Source organism: Methanocella paludicola SANAE, from assembly GCF_000011005.1.
In the GTDB taxonomy this organism is placed as follows: domain Archaea; phylum Halobacteriota; class Methanocellia; order Methanocellales; family Methanocellaceae; genus Methanocella; species Methanocella paludicola.
Genome location: NC_013665.1, coordinates 2,694,059 through 2,712,072, shown reverse-complemented (window position 1 = coordinate 2,712,072; position 18,014 = coordinate 2,694,059). Strand labels below are relative to the sequence as shown.

The following is an 18,014-nucleotide window of genomic DNA, read 5'->3' as shown; positions in this document are numbered from 1 at the left end:
CATGACTAAGAAAGTCACTGCAACTAACGAGATTTTAGTGAAGAACGGGTTCGTGTATGACCCTGCCAGCGGCATCGACGGCGATGTGAAGGATATCGCCATTCAGAACGGCAGGATAGTCGAGGCCTCGAAGCTCACTACGGGCGCTAAAGTGATCGATGCCCGTGGAAAGGCGGTATTGGCGGGCGGCATCGATATTCATACGCATATTGCCGGCCCGAAGATCAACGTGGGCAGGTTGTACAGGCCCGAGGATAAGCTTCACGACCCGGCCATGCAGCACTCGTCCAGGCTCCTCAGAGCGGGCGGGGGCTTCAGCGTGCCCAGCACGTTCGTCACGGCTTACCGGTACGCCGTGCTCGGGTATACGATGGCTAACGAGGCGGCAATGCCGCCACTCTTAGCGAGGCATACGCACGAGGAGATCCGTGATACCCCGATCATCGACCAGTCTGCTTTTACCCTGCTGGGTAACAACTGGCTTGTGATGGAGTACATCAAGAGAGGGGAGACGGAGAAGCTTGATGCCTTCGTGGCATGGATGCTCAAGGCCACTAAAGGCTCAGTAGTTAAGCTTGTCAATCCCGGTGGTACTGAGGCGTGGGGGTGGGGCAAGAATTGCGTGTCCATCGATGATACGGTGCCTTACTTCGACGTTACTCCGAGGGATATCATAACGGGCCTTGCGGGCGCTAACGAGCGTCTGGGTTTGCCGCATAGCATTCATGTGCATGCGAACAACCTCGGCCACCCCGGGAACATTACCACTACGCTGAAGACCTTGGCGTTGACGGAGAATTTGAAGACTAACAAGAAGAGCGGGAGGAACCAGAACGTTCACCTGACCCATGCGCAGTTTAACAGTTATGGCGGCACGTCGTGGAAGGACTTCGAGTCCAAAGCGGGCGTGCTGGCTGACTACGTTAACTCGCACGACCATGTCACCATCGACGCCGGGTTCGTAACTCTCGATGAGACCACGACGATGACTGCTGACGGGCCGTTCGAATACTCGCTCAGCGGCCTCAACCATCTAAAGTGGGCTAACGTTGATGTCGAATTGGAGACCGGTTCTGGGGTCGTTCCGTTCATTTACGATCCGAAGAACCACGTGTTCGGCCTGCAGTGGGCCATCGGCCTCGAGTTGGCACTTCTTATTAAGGATCCGATGAAGTGTTACATGACCACTGATCATCCGAATGCTGGTCCGTTCACCAGGTATCCGACGGTGACTAGCTGGTTGATGAGCAAGAAGGCCAGGGATGAGAAGCTTGGCTCATTGCACAAGTGGGTTGCCGAGAGGTGCCAGCTTGGCGGCATTTCCAGGGAGTTGTCGCTGTACGAGATTGCGCAGATGAGCCGTGCCGGGCCTGCTAAGGCGCTGGGCCTGGGTAAGAGGAAGGGCAGTCTGGCGGTCGGTGCTGACGGTGACGTTGCCATATACGACCTTAACCTGAAGACGACTGATGTGACGCAGAGGCCTGAGTTGCTTGTTAAGGCGCTCGAGAGGGCTGCTTACACCATCAAGGGCGGCGATATCGTCGTGAAGGATGGCGAAGTCGTGTCGAATGGCAGTACGAAGAGCACGTATTGGACTGATGCTGACGGGTTCGATAATCCTGAAGTGAAGCATGACATCGTGGATAAGTTCCTCAAGTACTACTCGGTGACGTTGAACAATTACCCGGTGCAGGATTCGTATCTCGTCAATCCGACGGTTCTTAAGGCCGGCCCGCTTGCAGGAGGGATCTGATGGAGAAGATCACGTTAACTCCCAATAGCGAGAAGTACCTGGTGCTGGAGGCTGAAGTGATAACGCCTGATGCTTTTGCGGGCAAGAGTCTCGAGGAGATCCGGGCTCTGCTGGTCTGGGAGGGTAACACCTCGTGGCCGCTGGGCAAGTTCTTCGATGTGCAGGGCAGTACGGCTGCTAACGCTGCCGATCAGGCTATCGTTATCAACGGTAGCGTGCCCCGGGTCAAGTACGTTGGCTCGAGGATGACCGCGGGCGCCGTGTTGTGTAAGGGCGACGTGGACATGTACTGCGGCGCGTGGATGAAGGGCGGCTCGATTATCGTCAAGGGCAATACCGATGCGTTCGCGGGCATTCAGATGGAGGGCGGACAGCTCATCATCGAGGGGAACGCCGGCAACTATCTCGGCGCCTCTTACCGTGGCGACTGGCGTGGCATGAAGGGCGGCGTCATCACCGTCAGCGGCAACGCTGGCTGTGACCTGGGCGAGTACATGATGGGCGGCACGATCACCGTTAAAGGCAACGTGGATATTAACGCTGGCATTCATGCCGGCCGTGCCATCGGTGCCAAGGATGTGGGCGGCAAGATCGTCATTTACGGCGACAGTCCCGGACGTGTCGGCGCCCAGATGATCCGCGGGAACATCTACATGCTCGGCAGGATAGAGACCATGATGCCCGGCTTCGCGTTGAAGGAGACGAAGGACGTCGAGGTGGACGGCAGGACAGCAGCGTTCAAGGTCTACCAGGGCGACCGCGCAGAAGCAGGAAAAGGCACACTATACGTAAAGGCATAAGAAAAAGATTATATAACAATATGAACATCTCCCTACAAGGAGATGTTCAACCCTATTTATTCCAAGACCAAGGCTGGGAGCACGCCATCGATGCCCTGGTATAAAGCGATCATCAATTCCACCGGCTCGACCACGCGCTATTTAATGGATAACTACGCGGGCGTCGAGTTCAGGGTCGTCGGCCAGGAAGAAAAGGACGGCGTAATTTTCCGCATATCCGAATTTTTAAAGGACGGCAAGGTCATCGTCCATTCCACGGTCGAGATGCCCGTCGCCAGGAACCCTCCCGAGTTCGTCGAGGAGATCCGCCGGCAGGTCACGCCCATCGGTGACATCCTGAGGCTGAACGGCTATAACGTGGAGAGGCATATCACCGACCACGACACTGTTTTCAAGGAATACGAGATGGTCGGGGACGTCTACATAAAGATCAAAGAGCTCTACTACGAAATGTAATAATTTCGGCCAATCCGGGCTTATGCTGGTTTTTTCCGTGCTTCCCTGATTTATCCATTCGCCTACAGACACTGTTGTAATGCCCGAAGTATTACTACAGGTGCGATTACCGGACCAGAAGAAGGCCGACGAGATCTTCGAGATCGCCGAAAGGGCGGGCTACGACGGCATCGAGCTCGACTGCGCGGGGCTTAAGGCCGACCTGGACAGCCTTTACGTGAAGTCGGTCGACTATAACATGCCCGTTAAGAGCCTTCTGGCGCCCACGCTGACCTTCAGGCAGCCCGTGCACTATTTGATCCACGGCGACATCGACGCGCACTCTGCATTTCACGTCTTCAAGCCCCAGCGCATCGTCTTCCGCCTGCCCAATACGCCCGTGCTCAGGGACCTGTCCGGCTACATGTTCAAGGACCGGCTGCAGTACTTCAAAAGCCTGTACGGCGGAGGCGCCATATGCGTCGAGAACGGCGCCCCTTCGGGAAGCCTCAGGGTGCCTCCCATCATGGACATCAAAGGGGTCCGGGACCTGGCCTACGAGCTGGACGTGTTCATCAGCTTCGACGTGGCCAACTGCGCCGCCAGCGGCCGGGACATACTCCAGGCCTACGACATGATGGCGCCCCGGATAAAAAGCGTTCACATCAGCGATCACGGCGGCCGTAAAGCCAGCCACCTCGTGCCCGGGAACGGTTTATTGCCGCTGGGTATGCTGCTCACGAAGATGAAGGCTAACAGGTTTAACGGCACGTTCACTATGGAGCTCGACCAGCAGGAGATCGCCGGCAGGGATAGCGGCGACCTGATGGTGCTCTATAAGGAGCTTATCGGCTACGTGAAGAGCCACTTTTAAAAAAATTTATTTAGAGATCTTTTCGAGCGCCTCGACGAGGCTTTCCAGCTTCGCCTCGGGAATTCCCACGACGAGCTCGTCGTCCGCGATCTTAGCGTTCTTCCGCGAGCCGTCGCAGCCGAAGGAGGCGTTCATCTCCCCGGTGTTGTATACCTGGGCCACCGCGTCGGCGCAGACCGACTGGATGCCCGAGAAGCTCACGATGTTCCGGCCGCCCTTCTCGTATATGTTGGACTGGGCTATTTTTAAAAGCTGCTTCGGGTTGCCGATGATGACGATCGCGTCGGGCTTGAATCCGGCCTTCTCCAGCGGGGCGTACAGCGATGCAATGAATTGCTTGTTCGTGCGGGGCACGGCGTCCATGGTCTTCTTCGCCGACTCCAGGGTCTTGAACCGGCCCAGGCCGAAGTAGAACTCTCCGCTCTTGATCTTCTCCGGGGTCTCCATGATGCCCAGCGCACCGGCGCCTCCGGCGCAGGCGTGCTGCTCCCTGGTGGCGTAGAACACGTCTCCGCCGCGGGCCTTCTGGACCATCTCGCAGTGCCTTAGCTTTTCCTTAAGCTCCGGCGTGCCCGCCGGTATCTCGCTTCTCTCCTTTATTAACCGTACGGCCACGGGCGAGCCCTTGAGGCCAAGTAACGTTTTCAGCTTGGATGACATCTCTGCATAATTGGCCATGATAGCTACCTCTTAACATTGTTAATTAAAAAATGAGCTTAAAAGCTTAAAGCCTTTGTGAGAGCACTAGAACCACGCCGACAGCGTCTTCTGCTTGCCGGTCTCCGACACGGCCCTGTCGAGCCTTTCGATGACTTTATCCACGCGCTCCGGGGAAAAGTTATGCTCGTCGCAGAGGAAGTGCCTGATCTTTTCGGGCTCGGGCCTGCCCCACTTGATGCTGTAATCGTCCGTAGTGGGCGGGTGAAGGAAGAACTCCCTTATTTCCTGGTAGTTCTCAATATCCTGGCCGAGCTCATCTAAGATGGCCCGCATGTCAGGGTGCTTTTTCACGAGCTTGAGGGCGGTCTTGGGGCCTACCTTATAGATGCCCGGGTTGAAGTCCGTGCCCACCAGGATGCCCATGTCGATGAGCTGCTCCCGCGTGACCTCCAGCGTTTCCAGGACCTCTTTGAGCTCTACGATCTGGGGCTTTACGTCCACGTAGACCCCACGCCTTGGTATCTTTCGGCGGCCGGTGATGGTCACGTTCCTCACCATCCGGGGCGCGCCGAATAATAACGAGTCATAGTCCTGGGAGCCCACGAAGTCGGCGGCCCCCTTCTGCACCATGTAGGCGGCCTGCGCCTCGCCCTCCGATGGGGCGATGAGGAACGGCATTCCCATGTAGCCTAAAAGCTCTTTGGAGTCTTTTATGATCTGGGCGTTGATGCTCGTGGAGGCCTGGGCGTACTTGTAGGCCTCGGCGCTCCCCGCGGCCCTGGCCGCCTCGTACATCTGCCTGGCGGCCTCCCTGACCTCCCGGCGTGCCTTGATGGTCTCGGCCTTCAGCACGGGCGGCTTGCCGTCGTACACAAAGACCGGCTTGATGCCCTGCTCGACCAGGTTCGTCACACGGTAGATGATGCCCGAAAGATGGGACGTCACTTCCCCCTTGTCGTCTACTAAAGGCGTGCCGTCCATCTGCCGGATAATGCTCAAGAACTGATATAAGGTGTTAAAGGCGTCTATGGCGATGACCTTGCCATTAAGGTCCACGAGAGTTGTCTCGTGCTCCGGCACCAGGTCCGTGAGGTCGACTCCCATCGTAAACTCCCTATAATTCTGGTATTTTTAGATATTTAACTTAACCGGGAAAAAGACGTGAAGGCCGCTACTTGCGGTCGAAGTAGGGGCTCTTGCCGGACACGCTCAGCGGTATGCCGTAGGCCTCTACAATGCCGTCGTCGTTGAACAATTTTAAGTTTAACGCGGCCCGGCCCACCGAGAACATGATGCGGTTGTCAATGTGGTGCAGCCCCGCGACAGCCGCAGCAGAACAGGCGGCGATGCCCAGGTCGCCCACGCTCACGGCGCACACGCCGGACTTCTCCTTGTTCTCGGCGCAGTTCTCAAAGCCGCAGTAGCCGCAGACGGGCAGGTAGAACGGCACAGGCCGCTGGCCCAGGATGACGACGGCCTCGGAGGAGTCCACGTTGCCGGCGTCCCGGGCGAAGAACGCGGCGCTGTATTCCTCCGCGATGCGCCGCATCTCCTTGGCGAGCCTGTCCTTGTCCTCGCCAGTGACGACCAGCGTCGCCAGGTTGTCCACGCCCTTGCCCTTCGGCGCCGTCCTGGCGGCCGCGCACATGAGGGCCGCCACCTCTTCGACGGCCTTCTGCTCCATGTCTTTGCCCTTGGTGATCATAACGGATCCTGCGGTAATATCTCCAATCATCCTCAAATAAATTACGTTAAAAAAGGGAATGCTTACTCTTCGACCTTCTCGAACTGGTCCTTCGAGGCGCCGCAGACGGGGCAGGCCCAGTCCTCGGGTAAGCTCTCGAACGGCGTCCCGGGCTCCACTCCGCCGTCGGGGTCGCCCTTCGCCGGATCATAGATGTATCCACAGGGGATGCATTGCCATTTTGCCATCGATATCACTCCTTCGTGCCCTTTACCGTATAGCCGAGCTCCTTCACGACGGCGAGCATCTGGTCGACCTTGACGACGTCGGGGTCGTATACGACCTTCGCCTTGCCGGTCGTGAATATGACGTCCGCTGATTTAACGCCCTTGAGCTTCTTCAGGCCGTCGGCGATGGCCTGGGAGCAGTGGTTACAGTGCATGCCCTCGATGACGATGGTTAGCTTCTTTTCTGCCATATGATGAAAATAATGGCCTCCGCGCCAATATACTTTTTCAGGTTAGATACCAGGAGCGCCAGTTGGCACGGATCTTTTGCCGCAGGCCTTCGTCAAGGCGTTCCTGCTTCAGGAAAGTATAGAGCGTATATCCTGCCTTCTTTCGCACGTAGAAATAGTCATAGCTCTTTAGCTTTTTAATGAGCGGCTCCACGGCCCTCGGGTCGCCGATCTTTCCCAGCGCCACCACGGCCTCCAGGCGGACGTCATCATCGGGGTCGTCCAGCAGGGCGATAAGCTCTTCCACGGCGCCGGAGCCACCTGCGTCGCCCACTGCGATCACGGCTTTCTTACGGACTTTGGGGTCGCGGTCCTTCAGCCCTGCGATATCGCTCATAAAAAGAAAAATGGGGAGGAGAGCTCCGGTTTTATCTCACCCAAGGATGGCCTTGAGGTCCTGGTCCGGCGTGGTGATGGGCATGATGTTGAAGTTCTTCACCAGCACGTCGAGCACCGCGGGCGTGATGAACGCCGGCAGGCTGGGGCCCAGCCTGATGTCCTTGATTCCCAGGTACAGCAGCGACAGCAGGATCGCGGCCGCTTTCTGCTCGTACCACGACAGGATCATGGACAGGGGGAGGTCGTTCACGCCGATCTTGAACGCGTCGGCGAGCGCCATGGCGATCTTGACTGCCGAGTAGGCGTCGTTGCACTGCCCGACGTCCAGCAGCCTCGGAATGCCGCCGATGTTGCCCAGCTCTTTGTCGAAGAACTTGAACTTGCCGCAGGCGAGCGTTAAAACAACGCAGTCCTTCGGGACCTTCTCCACGAACTCCGTGTAGTAGTTGCGGCTGGCCTTCGCGCCGTCACACCCTCCCACCAGGAAGAAGTGCCTGATCTTGCCTGCTTTTACCGCGTCGATGACCGCCGGGGCGACGCCCAGGACGGCGTTCCTGCCGAAGCCGACCATGACAGACCCGCCCTCTTTGTCTTCGGTGAAGCCGGGCATCTCCAGCGCCTTCTTTATCACGGGGCTGAAGTCACGGTCTTTGAGGTGCACGACCCCCGGCCACCCGACCGGGCCCATAGTGTAAATGCTATTCTGGTAGCTCTCCCGGGGCTTCTGGATGCAGTTCGTGGTCATCACGATAGGGCCCGGGAAGGCGGCGAACTCCTTCGCCTGGTTCTGCCAGGCCGTGCCGTAGTGGCCATAGAAGTGCTTATATTTCTTCAGGCCCGGATATCCATGGGTGGGCAGCATCTCCCCGTGGGTGTATACGTAGATGTCCTTGCCCTCGGTCTGTTTTAATAATTCTTCTAGATCCTTGAGGTCGTGGCCCGATACGAGTATGGCCTTGCCCTTCTTCGCGCCCAGCGGAACCGCCGTCGGCACCGGGTGGCCGTACGTGCCCGTGTTGCCCGCATCTAAAAGTTCCATCGTGCGGATGTTGATCTCGCCGCACTTCAGCGTAAGGCCTACCCAGTCGTTGAGGCCGAGGCTCTTGTTGCCCATGGCTGTTAAAGCCTCGTGGATATAAGCGTATACCCTGTCGTCTTCCTGGCCCAGTATCTGCGCGTGGTCCGCGTAGGCCGCCACGCCCTTGATGCCGTACAGGGTCGTGTGCTGCAGGGACCGGATGTTCTCGTCGGCGGAGAACGTGTCCGACATCAGGCCGACCTTCGTGCCCTGGTCGACGAGGCCGTTCGGGTCCTTCGCCGGCTGGAACGCGGCCGCGCCGTCGAAGGTACCAAGCTTTGCCTTATTCCTTAACTGTTCCCTCAGCTCCACGCAGCGGCCGATGAGAACCTGAAATCGCGCCGGGTCGAAGTCGACGTTGGTCAGCGTCGAGAACAACGCATTAACGGTGAACCTGTTGACTTCGGGGTCGACGACCCCGGCCTTACGCGCCTCTACGGCGACCTCCGACAGGCCGCGCACGGCATAAATCATCAGGTCCTGTAAAGCCGCCACGTCGGCCGTCTTGCCGCACACGCCCATCTTCGTACAGCCCTTTCCGTTCGCCGTCTGTTCACACTGATAGCAAAACATGCTGGTCGCAGTCACAATTTTCCTCCGGTGATATTCGTTATAGGTATCCTTAGTTCGTATGTATACGTACTAATTATAAATAGATATTGGTGGCATGGCCGTTTTATATGTAACTATAGGTTCGCAATTAGCGAACAGTTCGTATATAGCGAACCTATTTATACCGGCGCGTGCATGTATGCATAGATGCGAGACCAGGTCGAGATATACTCCACGAAGAAGGGCATGATAGCCATCGAGAGCCCCATAAAAAACAGAATATTGCAAAAACTGGCCGAGCGGGAGCTCACCTTCGAGGAGCTCATCGAGGTCTGCGGCAAGGCCCGATCGACGATGTCCGTGCACCTTAATGACCTTTTGAGCATGGGCTTAGTGTATAAGCGCGTCGACTCCCGGGACCGCCGGAAGAAGTATTTCGGCCTGAACACGGACCTCCTGGCCAGCTCGAAGATGCCCGTGACCACCCATTACGATAAGATCCTGCAATCCGTGCCGGCGACCATCGGGGACCAGTACGGCTTTTTAAAGTCGCTTTTCCATCTCGTGCGCTCGGGCATGGAGTCCTACGGCGTCGACACGAGCCCGGCGCTCAAGAAGATCGGGCGGGACGTGGGCAGGGTGCTGGCGCCCCGGTTCAAGGCGACCACGGCCGACGCTCTCCTGAAAGAGGTATCGCAGTTCTGGGAATCCCAGGGCCTGGGCCGGGTCAGCATCGTGAAGGGCGACGTGCCGACTATTATCGTCGATGACTGCTTCGACTGCAGCACCATGCCGAACATCGGCCAAACACAGTGCTCCATGGACGAGGGCATACTGGAGGCCATCATCGAGGAAAAGCTGAAGGTCAGGTGCTCCATCGAGGAAGTGGAGTGCTACGGGACGGGCCATCACCACTGTAAGTTCCTGATAAAAATATTCTAACGGGCTTTTTTGGCCTCTTCCCCGACTTTCCTGCCAAGCTCTCTTAGTTTTTTCACGACATCGCCGTTCGAGTGCCTGTGGACGTTGACGCCCTCGCTCACGATGCGCACGCCCTTCCACCGTAAGTCGTTCTGCAGATTCTTGAGGTTATCGTCGTTCCACTTGTACGTGCCGAAGGCGGCGCCGACCTTGTCCGACGGCTTCGCCTGCACCAGCTTCGAGTTCACGAGGTCCCTCATCTTTCCCGAATAATTGCCGTATATGTTGGGCGAGCCCAGGATGATGCCCCTCGCGGCCTTCAGGTCCTCCACGGTCGTATCGTCGACCTTCTTCATCTCGACGCTGGCCCCGCTCTCCTTAACGCCGCCGAGGATCTCCTGCGCCGCCTTCTCCGTATTCCCGGTATTCGTATCGTAAATGATCAGGACGTCCAACATACATTGCCTCAAAAATATAATATTTAGCTTATAGTATAATAGCTTCGCGGCCTTATAGCCATTCCCTTTTCCTGAAGTAGATGATCATGCCCGAGGCGAGAAGGAACATGATGACGAGGACGGCATAGTACCCGTACTCCCAGTATAGCTCCGGCATGTTCTTGAAGTTCATGCCGTAGATGCTCGAGATGAACGTGAGCGGCAGCATGAGGGTGGCGATGATGGTGAGCTGCTTCATGGTCTCGTTGAGGGCGTTGGACACTGAGGACATGTACGTATCCCTCGCGGCCCCCAGGATATCCCTGTACGTCTCTATCAAGTCCATTACCTGTACGATGTGGTCGTAGACGTCCCTCAGGTAGAGCGCCGTCTCTGAGGTAAAATACGGCGAGCCCTGGCGCTCCAGCGCCGAAAGCACCTCCCGGTCGAGCCACGCGGCCTTCCGTATCTTGAGCAGGAAGCGGCGGACCTCCGAGATCGTCCCGATGATCTCCTTCGCCGGCTTCCCCATGACCCTCTCCTCCACGTCCGAGACCAGGTCCTCCAGGTCGTCCAGTATTGGATAGAAACGGTCCACTGAGCGGTCGATGAGCGCATAGGCCAGGTAATCGATCCCGTGTTTCTGTATGGGGTCGTCCTTCGAGTTCAGCGTGGCATCGACCGCCCGGAGAACGTCCCAGTTGCCTGTAAGGGATATCAGGAAATCCCGGCCGATGACGATGTACAGCTTGCTTATGGCGAACTCGTCGTCGTGCTCCGGGACGTCCAGGATGAGGAACGTATAGTGCGCGTACTCGTTGACCTTCGGAAGCTCCTTATCGTTCGCCATGTCCTCGACGACGAGCGGGTGTAGCTCGAACGCGTCGGCCACTGCCTTGAATTCCTGCGGGCTCGGGGAGAGCATGCTGACCCATTTATTGCATCCGGAGCATGTTACGGCCTCTTCGAGCGTTATCTCCCTTAATTCCTTCTCCGTATAGGAGACGACTCGCAGGCTCATATGAACGAAGATATGCCCGATAAAACGTTATATATATTTGAATTATTTCACGCTGATGAAAACAATTATCTGCTTTGACGTCTATTGTCCATCATGCGCTTGCAGAATGAAGAGCTGGCTACCATCGTCATATTAGCCCTTTCTCTCGTGGCCATCGGCGCCCTGTTCCTGCTGACGGGCGCCAGCGCCCCCTACTCGTATGACTCTCCCGAGGGCGCAAGAGTAACGGTGACCGGGCTGGTGCTGGCTAAGGAGAACACCTACCAGGGCGGCCACGTTATTCTTTGCGTTAAGACTTCCGCCGGGCCCCTGGACGTCTTCGTGCCCGCGGGAAGCGGCGCCTTCGAGGCCGCCAACGCCACGAAGCCCGGCAGCGAGGTCGAGGCCGCCGGCCTGGTGGAGATGTATAAAGGGCAAAAGGAGGTCGTGGCTGAAACAATTAAGCTCCTCAAAAAATAATAAGAGCGCACGAAGACTTTTTTCAGCCACGAAGGCCTCGAAGCATGCCTGAAGTTACACGAAGATATCTTAGAACTTTTTAAAAAATCCTGGTGTAGCTTGGAGCCGGCTTTGAGTCGCTTGGTGGCTGAAATCGTCTTTGAGAAAGCTTATTTTTTTTGAGGGCCTTGACAGGGAAATAAAAAAGGGGGCTTATGCGAGCCCCTTACGCCGGCACGAACTTCGTACCGTAGTGGATCATGCCCTTATCGCCGTCCTCGCCGATCTTGCGGAACACCTTCTTGACCCGCATGCCGATCTTGACCTCTGCCGGGTCGCAGATGACCTGGGTGGTAAGGTGCGGGCCCTCGTCGAGCTTCACGATGGCGAGCACGTAGGGCTTGCCGCCGATCCAGGAATCGCCGGGCGTGTAGATGGTCGTGTACGTGACGACCTCGCCGGTGCCCTTGAACTGGTACGGGGCCATCTTGCCCTGGCGCCTGCACTCGGGGCAGAACCGCCGGGGCGGGAAATAAAAGGCGCCGCAGGTCTCGCACTTCGAGCCGATCAGATTATAGCGGGCCGGTATCTCTCTCCAGAATCTTGGGACTCCCATGTTACTTCCTCCTCTCGTTCGAGAATATGTGGCACACTGCCGTGCCGCCGGTGCCTCCCACGTTGTGGGTCATGGCGATCTTTGCGCCGTCGACCTGCCTCTTGCCGGCCGTGCCTCTTAGCTGCTCGACGCACTCCACGGCCTGCTTGATGCCGGTGGCGCCCACGGGGTGGCCGCACGCCTTCAGGCCGCCCGACGTGTTGATGGGGATCTTGCCGCCGATGGCCGTCTCGCCCGCCAGCGTGGCCGGGCCGCCCTGGCCCTTCTTGAAGAATCCCAGGTCCTCGATGGCGAGTATTTCCGCGATGGTGAAGCAGTCGTGCACCTCGCAGAGGTCGATGTCATTCGGGGTAACGTGGGCCATCTCGTAGGCCCTCTGGCCCGCCGCGACGCTGGCGCCAAAGGTGCAGAAGTCTGCCCTGTTGTGCAGCGATATCGTGTCAGTCGCCTGGCCCGAGCCGAGCACGTAGACGGGGCTGTCCGTGTACTTCTTCGCGTCCTCGGCGGGGGCGACTATTACGGCCGCCGCGCCGTCCGTTATCGGAGAGCAGTCGAATAATGTGAACGGGTCCGAGACCATCGTTGCGTTCTTGACCGTGTCAAGCGTGATCTCGTTCCTGAACTGGGCCCTCGGGTTGTTCACCGCGTTGTGGTGGTTCTTCACGGCCACCTGGGCGAGCTGGTCCCGGGTCGTGCCATAGCGGTGCATGTGAAGCCTGGCGACCATGGCGTACAGCGCGGGGAAGGTTGCCCCCATGAAGCCCTCCCACTCGCGGTCCGCCGCCGACGCCAGCGCGTCCACGGTCACGCCCGTCTCGACGTCCGTCATCTTCTCGACCCCCGCGGCAACGACCACGTCGTGGTAGCCCGAGGCGACGGCTATGATGGCGTTCCTTAACGCCAGGCCGCCCGAGGCGCACGCCGCCTCGACCCTCGTGGCCGGTATGTGGAACGTCGACGCCAGCCCGGTGAAGTCCGCGATGAGGGAGCCGATGTGCTCCTGGCTCACGAACTGGCCGCCGCTCATGTTACCCACGTACATGGCCTCGATCTCCTCGCCGTTCAGCTTCGCGTCGCCGATGGCCTGCGCGCCGGCCTCCACGACGATATCCCTGAAAGACCTCTCCCACATCTCGCCGAACTTGGTACATCCGACGCCTATGATTGCAACATCTCTCATTTTTGTCACCCCTTAGCTGTCCACCTTGATCTTGCCCTTGTGCTTCGCATACGTGGCGTAGTCGATGTACTTCGCGTCCTTGATGTAGTCCCACGTCTTCTGCGCCAGGTCCTGTACCTTCGTGATGCGGTCCGTGACCGTTATGTCGAACGAGTCGCTGCCCGCGCCCGAGCCGAACGAGGTGACGAACACCCGGTCGCCAGGCTTAGCGACGTCCAGTACTGCCGACAGGCCCACCATGCTGGCGCCCGAGTACGTGTTGCCCATCTTCGGGCAGGTCAGGCCTTGTTTTATTTGCTCTTTGGTGAACCCCAGCGTCTGGGCGGCCCTGGTCGGGAACTTGCCGTTGGGCTGGTGGAACACCGCATAATTATAGTCGGAGGGCTTCGTGCCGGCCTTCTCCAGCATCATCTTCGACGCCGAGAGGACGTGCTTGAAATATCCCGGGTCGCCCGTGAACCTGCCGCCGTGCCTCGGGTAGTCCGCGCCCTCTCTCCTCCAGAAGTCCGGAGTGTCGGTCGTGAATGAGCACGTGTGGTTGATGGTCGCGATGAGGTCGGTCTTGCCGATGACGAACGCGGCTCCGCCGGCCGCGGCCGTGTACTCCAGCGCGTCTCCGGGGGCTCCCTGCGATACGTCCGCCCCGATGGCCATCGCCGTCTCGGCGATCCCCGCCGAGACGACGCCCATGCAGGTCTGGACGGCCGCAGTGCCCGCCTTGCAGGCGAACTCGAAGTCCGCGGCGGTCATGTTCGGGCCCGCGCCTATCGCCGCTGCCACGATCGTGGCGGTCGGTTTCACGGCGTACGGGTGGCTCTCCGAGCCCACGTAGATGGCGCCGATCTTCTTCGGGTCCGCTCCCCTCAGTATGGCGTTCCTCGCGGCCTCGACCGCGATCGTGGCGGTGTCCTCGTCCATGTCCGGCACTGACTTCTCTGTTACCATTAAGCCGTTCTTGTAGTCGTCCGCATCGTCGCCCCAGACCTTCGCGATCTCGTCGACCTTGATGCGGTACCGCGGAACGTATGCTCCGTATGCGCTGATCCCTAGTGTCATTCTTTCAATCCCTTTAGTATGCTGATCATTGTGTCTATGTCCATCCGGCTGGCAATGAGCGGGAACGTCTCCACTTCCGCTATTTTTTTAGCCACCGGGTCGATCTTCGAGGCCTCCAGGCCGTGGAGCACCACGGCGGCGGGCTTGAGCGTGGACACGCGGAGCGCCACCATGGGCGAGCGGCCCGTGCTCACGTTACAAAAGATGAGGGCCCTTTCCGTGCTCCAGCCGTACAGCCGGTAGAATTCTTCGGAGGACAGTTGTAGAATAGCGTTGATGCTGTCGATGATCGTGTAGCCGTTGATGTGCCGGTCCATGCTTCCCGAGATATGCTCCGCCTCGATGAGCCTGGCGAACTTCTCCAGGGGCACGGGCGAGCGGTACTCGTGAATGTCGAGTATGACGTTCGAGTTCGCGATGGACAGCATGCTCTCGTACGCCCGGATCTTGCGGGACCCGGCCTTCTCGTCGATGTCGAGCATGGCCTCCACGATCTTGCTGATTATCGTCGTCCCGGGGGACTTTCTCCGGCCGCTCTCGTAGTCGCTTATCACGGAAGGCGACACCTCGATGGCGTTCGCGAGGTCGATCTGTGAGACTTCAAAACTCTTGCGCCATTTTTTTATGGTCTCGCCCGGGTTGCCGGAGAGGGTTATCTCGCCCGCCATCTTCTCGGCGAGCCTCGCCCTGAGGTCGACGATGTTGCTCTGCATCAGCGCTTAAAAGGCGATTCTGGTATATAAATTTTTTAGTAGTATGCATCGACAATTGTCGATAAATTTTGGAAAAGGTGAACTGTGATCATATGATCATGGTCTTTTTTAACGCCAGGTCGACCAGTATGGGCGTGGCGACGGCCAGCGCGCCTCCGGCGGCCGCCATTGCCGTATTGACCCCGTGCGCCACCGGGCTCGCGAGCCACCCGGGCGGGTGCCAGCCCAGCAGGCCAAGCAGGAACAGCGTGCCCATCATCCATATCATAAAATCGACAGCCAGCAGTAGAAATATCAGCGAAAGGACGAGGCCCGCCTCGAGGATGCCGTTCATGCCATACTCCACACAAATAAACCTTATTAACCCTATACGAGTTCATCGTTTAAAAATTTTTAGTAAGGTTTTTTATACGGTGGGCCTCTTCTTGAGGCACTAAGCTGACGGAGGCACTATTTTTCACCACAATGGCACGGAGTTCACGAAGGCTCACAAAGATTTCTTTTATATGGAGGCACAGAGGTCACAAAGCCCGGTTCATTGGCGATAGGGCACAAAGGATACAATGGCACAATGGGATGAACAAGAGCACTTTTTGCCATCGTGTCATCGTCCCCTTCGTGCCTCTTAACCCAAAAAGCCTGCTCTGTGGCCTTAGTGACCTCCATCTAAAAGAAAGCTTTGTGAAACTCAGTGCGCTTAGTGCCATTGTGGTGAAAATAGTGCCTCTGTAAGCTTAGTGACTTAAAAAATAGGGTATATGGCGTAAAGCTATGAACAGTAAAAAATAGGAAGGACCCTAATTTTTAATCATGTTCAGGAACTTTTTGGTCCTCTCGTGCTGAGGGTTGGTGAAGAACTGGTCCGGCGTGTTCTGCTCGACGATGACGCCGCCGTCGATGAGTATGATACGGTCGCCCACTTCCTTGGCGAAGTTCATCTCGTGGGTGACGACGATCATGGTCATGCCGTCCATGGCCAGGTTCTTCATGACGTCCAGCACTTCCTTGACGAGTTCGGGGTCAAGCGCAGAGGTGACCTCGTCGAACAGCATGACGTCCGGCTTCATGGCCAGGGCGCGGGCGATGGCCACGCGCTGCTGCTGGCCGCCCGAGAGCTGCATGGGGTAGCTGTTCGCCTTCTCGGACAGGCCCACCTTCTTCAGGAGCTCCAGGCCGATCCTGTCCGCCTCCTGCTTCGACTTCTTCTGGACCCTCAAGGGGGCCATTGTGACGTTCCCCAGCGCGGTCATGTGGGGGAAGAGGTTGAACTGCTGGAACACCATGCCGACCTTCTGGCGCATTTTATTCAAATCCGCCTTCTTGCCGGTGATCTCCTGGCCCTCGATGAAGATATGGCCGCTCGTGGGCTCCTCCAGGCGGTTGATGCACCTTAATATGGTGCTCTTACCCGAGCCGCTGGGGCCCAGTATGACGACCACCTCGCCCTTCTTGATGTCCAGCGAGATACCCTTCAGCACTTCCAGGTCCCCGAACCGCTTGTGCAGGTCCCTTATGACCACCATTTCGCTGCTCATGCCGTGTCCTCCCTGATGGGCTTAGCCTTTTTCTTGGCCTTCTCCGTCGTCCTGGTATTCTGGACGCTGTACTTCTTCTCGATGTACTGCACGGCCCTGCCCAGCGGTATGGTGATACAGAGGTACACCATGCCCGCCGCAAGGAGCGGGGTGAACGTGTTATAGTACTCGGCGCCAATGGACTTGGACCACCAGACGACCTCCATGACGGAGATGACCATGCCTATCGATGAGTCCTTGATGAGCGCGATGAACTCGTTGCCCAGCGTTGGGAGCACGATCTTGAAGGCCTGGGGCAGGATGATGAAGAGCATCGACTGGTTGTAGGACAGGCCAAGGGACCTGGCCGCCTCCATCTGGCCCTTGTGGACGGCCTCGATGCCGCCCTTGAAGATCTCGCCCATGTAGGCGCCGCTGTTGATGGACAGGGCGATGACGCAGGCGGTGAAACCGTCGATGTTGAACTGGCCGCCCGTCAGGTCCGATATCAGGAACGGAAGGCCGAAGTTGACGAAAAGTAACTGTAACAGGATGGGCAGGCCGCGAATGCCCTCGACGTATATCGAGGCGACGGCCCTGAACAGGAAGTTCGTCGAGACCCTGCCGAGCCCCATGACGAGGCCGATGACGAGGCCGATGGACATGGCCACGAGCGATAGCTGAATGGTCACGAGCAAACCTCTGGTGACCTCTTTTCCGAGGGCATAGGTGAACAGGTTGAAATTGAAGATGGAGAATTTTCCCGCCGTCGCCAGGGTCATCGTGTAGGTCGCGCCCGGTGCGATCTCCATGACGGTCTCGTTATCCTGCCAGCCGTTCTTTGAGACCTTCACCCGGTGGATGCCCTGCGGGACCAGGAACTGGACCTTCCCGTCCTTCGTGTCCGTCTTGCCTATCTCGACGCCGTCGATGTAGACCGAGGCGCCCGCGAGCTTGCTCTGCGACGTGCCGCTGTCGAGTACGATGAAAGTAACGATGTCAGGGTCGCTTACCGTGCTCTCCCTGTTGAGCTGGACGTTGACGTTCTCCCCGTTGATGAACTCTCTTTCGGCGGTGCGCTCAGTGAGCCCCGGCGCTGACGCGGTGATATTATGCATGCCGGCGGTGAAGCTGGATACTATGATGACGCCGTCGGCGTCCGTGGTGCCGATATAGCTGCCGTCCACGGATACTGAGGCGTTCGGCACCGACCGAAGCATGTAATCCTTAATGTTTATAGTGATTATCACGTTCTCGCCCTGGGAGACGGCCGGCACGGAAAAGGCCGGGATAATCATCAATAATATCAGTATTAATGCCCACAACGATCCATTTCTTCTGTTCAAACCCCATCACCGCAACATTTTTACAATAGGGGCGGCTTGATAGCGCCCCTCATTTGATTAACAAGTTAGTTAGTACACAC

22 protein-coding genes are annotated in these 18,014 nt (G+C 57.8%); 6 read left to right on the top strand and 16 right to left on the bottom strand.

The genetic code is table 11. The annotated features are described in order from the left end of the window. The first annotated feature begins 1 nt into the window (after position 1). The 4 genes from fwdA (at position 2) to MCP_RS14020 (ending at position 3,862) form a co-directional block, all read left to right on the top strand. The gene (gene fwdA, locus MCP_RS14035; RefSeq protein ID WP_012900323.1) at positions 2–1,753 is read left to right on the top strand and encodes a tungsten-dependent formylmethanofuran dehydrogenase subunit FwdA; all 1,752 of its coding nucleotides are present in this window, start codon (positions 2–4) and stop codon (positions 1,751–1,753) included. Beyond that, the gene (locus MCP_RS14030; RefSeq protein ID WP_012901509.1) at positions 1,753–2,553 is read left to right on the top strand and encodes a formylmethanofuran dehydrogenase subunit C; all 801 of its coding nucleotides are present in this window, start codon (positions 1,753–1,755) and stop codon (positions 2,551–2,553) included. Before fwdA ends, MCP_RS14030 begins: the two co-directional genes overlap by 1 nt. Positions 2,554–2,595: 42 nt before the next feature. Continuing rightward, on the top strand, positions 2,596–3,009 hold the full coding sequence (locus MCP_RS14025) for a hypothetical protein (RefSeq protein ID WP_012901508.1): 414 nt from the start codon (positions 2,596–2,598) through the stop codon (positions 3,007–3,009). 79 nt (positions 3,010–3,088) lie between these two features. After that, a complete protein-coding gene (locus tag MCP_RS14020) occupies positions 3,089–3,862 on the top strand; it encodes a sugar phosphate isomerase/epimerase family protein (protein WP_012901507.1) in 774 nt (257 codons plus the stop codon). A 6-nt stretch (positions 3,863–3,868) separates the two neighbouring features. On the opposite strand, the gene MCP_RS14015 is transcribed toward MCP_RS14020, so the two are convergent. The 7 genes from MCP_RS14015 to hcp form a co-directional block, all read right to left on the bottom strand. Further along, positions 3,869–4,540, bottom strand: a complete 672-nt coding sequence (locus MCP_RS14015; RefSeq protein ID WP_012901506.1) for a DUF169 domain-containing protein — start codon at positions 4,538–4,540, stop codon at positions 3,869–3,871. A gap of 66 nt (positions 4,541–4,606) precedes the next feature. After that, the gene (gene fen / locus MCP_RS14010) at positions 4,607–5,626 is read right to left on the bottom strand and encodes a flap endonuclease-1 (RefSeq protein WP_012901505.1); all 1,020 of its coding nucleotides are present in this window, start codon (positions 5,624–5,626) and stop codon (positions 4,607–4,609) included. Positions 5,627–5,693: 67 nt separating this feature from the next. Then, the gene (locus MCP_RS14005) at positions 5,694–6,227 is read right to left on the bottom strand and encodes a ferredoxin domain-containing protein (RefSeq protein ID WP_012901504.1); all 534 of its coding nucleotides are present in this window, start codon (positions 6,225–6,227) and stop codon (positions 5,694–5,696) included. Positions 6,228–6,289: 62 nt separating this feature from the next. Then, on the bottom strand, positions 6,290–6,454 hold the full coding sequence (gene rd, locus MCP_RS14000) for a rubredoxin (RefSeq protein WP_012901503.1): 165 nt from the start codon (positions 6,452–6,454) through the stop codon (positions 6,290–6,292). A gap of 5 nt (positions 6,455–6,459) precedes the next feature. After that, a complete protein-coding gene (locus MCP_RS13995) occupies positions 6,460–6,684 on the bottom strand; it encodes a heavy-metal-associated domain-containing protein (RefSeq protein ID WP_012901502.1) in 225 nt (74 codons plus the stop codon). 37 nt (positions 6,685–6,721) lie between these two features. Then, positions 6,722–7,060, bottom strand: coding sequence for a HEAT repeat domain-containing protein (locus tag MCP_RS13990; RefSeq protein ID WP_012901501.1), 339 nt, complete (start codon positions 7,058–7,060; stop codon positions 6,722–6,724). 36 nt (positions 7,061–7,096) lie between these two features. Continuing rightward, the gene (hcp, locus tag MCP_RS13985; RefSeq protein WP_012901500.1) at positions 7,097–8,713 is read right to left on the bottom strand and encodes a hydroxylamine reductase; all 1,617 of its coding nucleotides are present in this window, start codon (positions 8,711–8,713) and stop codon (positions 7,097–7,099) included. Positions 8,714–8,899: 186 nt separating this feature from the next. Between hcp and MCP_RS13980 the strand changes: the two genes are divergently transcribed. Continuing rightward, positions 8,900–9,634, top strand: a complete 735-nt coding sequence (locus MCP_RS13980) for a V4R domain-containing protein (RefSeq protein WP_012901499.1) — start codon at positions 8,900–8,902, stop codon at positions 9,632–9,634. On the opposite strand, the gene MCP_RS13975 is transcribed toward MCP_RS13980, so the two are convergent. Continuing rightward, positions 9,631–10,071, bottom strand: a complete 441-nt coding sequence (locus tag MCP_RS13975; protein WP_012901498.1) for a flavodoxin domain-containing protein — start codon at positions 10,069–10,071, stop codon at positions 9,631–9,633. The two genes, MCP_RS13980 and MCP_RS13975, sit on opposite strands and share 4 nt — an antisense overlap. Before the next feature lie 52 nt (positions 10,072–10,123). Then, the gene (gene corA / locus MCP_RS13970) at positions 10,124–11,071 is read right to left on the bottom strand and encodes a magnesium/cobalt transporter CorA (RefSeq protein ID WP_012901497.1); all 948 of its coding nucleotides are present in this window, start codon (positions 11,069–11,071) and stop codon (positions 10,124–10,126) included. A gap of 93 nt (positions 11,072–11,164) precedes the next feature. Between corA and MCP_RS13965 the strand changes: the two genes are divergently transcribed. Continuing rightward, a complete protein-coding gene (locus tag MCP_RS13965; protein ID WP_128860084.1) occupies positions 11,165–11,530 on the top strand; it encodes a DNA-binding protein in 366 nt (121 codons plus the stop codon). 205 nt (positions 11,531–11,735) lie between these two features. On the opposite strand, the gene MCP_RS13960 is transcribed toward MCP_RS13965, so the two are convergent. The 7 genes from MCP_RS13960 to MCP_RS13930 all read right to left on the bottom strand — a co-directional run bounded on the left by MCP_RS13960 (position 11,736) and on the right by MCP_RS13930 (position 17,934). Then, entirely contained in the window at positions 11,736–12,125 is a 390-nt protein-coding gene (locus MCP_RS13960) for a Zn-ribbon domain-containing OB-fold protein (RefSeq protein ID WP_012901495.1), read from the bottom strand. Position 12,126: 1 nt separating this feature from the next. Further along, positions 12,127–13,305, bottom strand: coding sequence for a thiolase domain-containing protein (locus MCP_RS13955; RefSeq protein ID WP_012901494.1), 1,179 nt, complete (start codon positions 13,303–13,305; stop codon positions 12,127–12,129). Between the two features lie 12 nt (positions 13,306–13,317). Next, positions 13,318–14,361 carry a hydroxymethylglutaryl-CoA synthase gene (locus tag MCP_RS13950; protein ID WP_012901493.1) on the bottom strand — a complete coding sequence of 348 codons (1,044 nt, stop codon included), beginning with the start codon at positions 14,359–14,361 and terminating at the stop codon, positions 13,318–13,320. Next, entirely contained in the window at positions 14,358–15,074 is a 717-nt protein-coding gene (locus MCP_RS13945; RefSeq protein ID WP_012901492.1) for a helix-turn-helix domain-containing protein, read from the bottom strand. Before MCP_RS13945 ends, MCP_RS13950 begins: the two co-directional genes overlap by 4 nt. Positions 15,075–15,162: 88 nt before the next feature. Continuing rightward, positions 15,163–15,408: a hypothetical protein gene (locus MCP_RS13940; RefSeq protein WP_128860083.1), complete on the bottom strand. Its 246-nt coding sequence runs from the start codon at positions 15,406–15,408 to the stop codon at positions 15,163–15,165. 463 nt (positions 15,409–15,871) lie between these two features. Further along, a complete protein-coding gene (locus tag MCP_RS13935; protein WP_012901490.1) occupies positions 15,872–16,597 on the bottom strand; it encodes an amino acid ABC transporter ATP-binding protein in 726 nt (241 codons plus the stop codon). Positions 16,598–16,605: 8 nt separating this feature from the next. Beyond that, positions 16,606–17,934 (bottom strand): ABC transporter permease subunit, encoded by a 1,329-nt coding sequence (locus tag MCP_RS13930; protein WP_012901489.1) that lies wholly within the window; start codon positions 17,932–17,934, stop codon positions 16,606–16,608. Between the last annotated feature and the right edge of the window lie 80 nt (positions 17,935–18,014).

Bases quoted from the DNA above. Each gene is read 5' to 3' on its own strand.
- MCP_RS13935 (WP_012901490.1), bottom strand. From the start codon at position 16,597: ATGGTGGTCATAAGGGACCTGCACAAGCGGTTCGGGGACCTGGAAGTG.
- MCP_RS13945 (WP_012901492.1), bottom strand. From the start codon at position 15,074: ATGCAGAGCAACATCGTCGACCTCAGGGCGAGGCTCGCCGAGAAGATG.
- MCP_RS13965 (WP_128860084.1), top strand. From the start codon at position 11,165: ATGCGCTTGCAGAATGAAGAGCTGGCTACCATCGTCATATTAGCCCTT.
- MCP_RS14005 (WP_012901504.1), bottom strand. From the start codon at position 6,227: ATGATCACCAAGGGCAAAGACATGGAGCAGAAGGCCGTCGAAGAGGTG.
- MCP_RS14025 (WP_012901508.1), top strand. From the start codon at position 2,596: ATGTTCAACCCTATTTATTCCAAGACCAAGGCTGGGAGCACGCCATCG.
- MCP_RS13975 (WP_012901498.1), bottom strand. From the start codon at position 10,071: ATGTTGGACGTCCTGATCATTTACGATACGAATACCGGGAATACGGAG.
- MCP_RS13995 (WP_012901502.1), bottom strand. From the start codon at position 6,684: ATGGCAGAAAAGAAGCTAACCATCGTCATCGAGGGCATGCACTGTAAC.
- MCP_RS13990 (WP_012901501.1), bottom strand. From the start codon at position 7,060: ATGAGCGATATCGCAGGGCTGAAGGACCGCGACCCCAAAGTCCGTAAG.
- MCP_RS14020 (WP_012901507.1), top strand. From the start codon at position 3,089: ATGCCCGAAGTATTACTACAGGTGCGATTACCGGACCAGAAGAAGGCC.
- fwdA (WP_012900323.1), top strand. From the start codon at position 2: ATGACTAAGAAAGTCACTGCAACTAACGAGATTTTAGTGAAGAACGGG.
- MCP_RS13940 (WP_128860083.1), bottom strand. From the start codon at position 15,408: ATGAACGGCATCCTCGAGGCGGGCCTCGTCCTTTCGCTGATATTTCTA.
- MCP_RS13950 (WP_012901493.1), bottom strand. From the start codon at position 14,361: ATGACACTAGGGATCAGCGCATACGGAGCATACGTTCCGCGGTACCGC.
- MCP_RS13955 (WP_012901494.1), bottom strand. From the start codon at position 13,305: ATGAGAGATGTTGCAATCATAGGCGTCGGATGTACCAAGTTCGGCGAG.
- MCP_RS13980 (WP_012901499.1), top strand. From the start codon at position 8,900: ATGCGAGACCAGGTCGAGATATACTCCACGAAGAAGGGCATGATAGCC.
- hcp (WP_012901500.1), bottom strand. From the start codon at position 8,713: ATGTTTTGCTATCAGTGTGAACAGACGGCGAACGGAAAGGGCTGTACG.
- corA (WP_012901497.1), bottom strand. From the start codon at position 11,071: ATGAGCCTGCGAGTCGTCTCCTATACGGAGAAGGAATTAAGGGAGATA.
- MCP_RS13960 (WP_012901495.1), bottom strand. From the start codon at position 12,125: ATGGGAGTCCCAAGATTCTGGAGAGAGATACCGGCCCGCTATAATCTG.
- rd (WP_012901503.1), bottom strand. From the start codon at position 6,454: ATGGCAAAATGGCAATGCATCCCCTGTGGATACATCTATGATCCGGCG.
- MCP_RS14030 (WP_012901509.1), top strand. From the start codon at position 1,753: ATGGAGAAGATCACGTTAACTCCCAATAGCGAGAAGTACCTGGTGCTG.
- fen (WP_012901505.1), bottom strand. From the start codon at position 5,626: ATGGGAGTCGACCTCACGGACCTGGTGCCGGAGCACGAGACAACTCTC.
- MCP_RS14015 (WP_012901506.1), bottom strand. From the start codon at position 4,540: ATGGCCAATTATGCAGAGATGTCATCCAAGCTGAAAACGTTACTTGGC.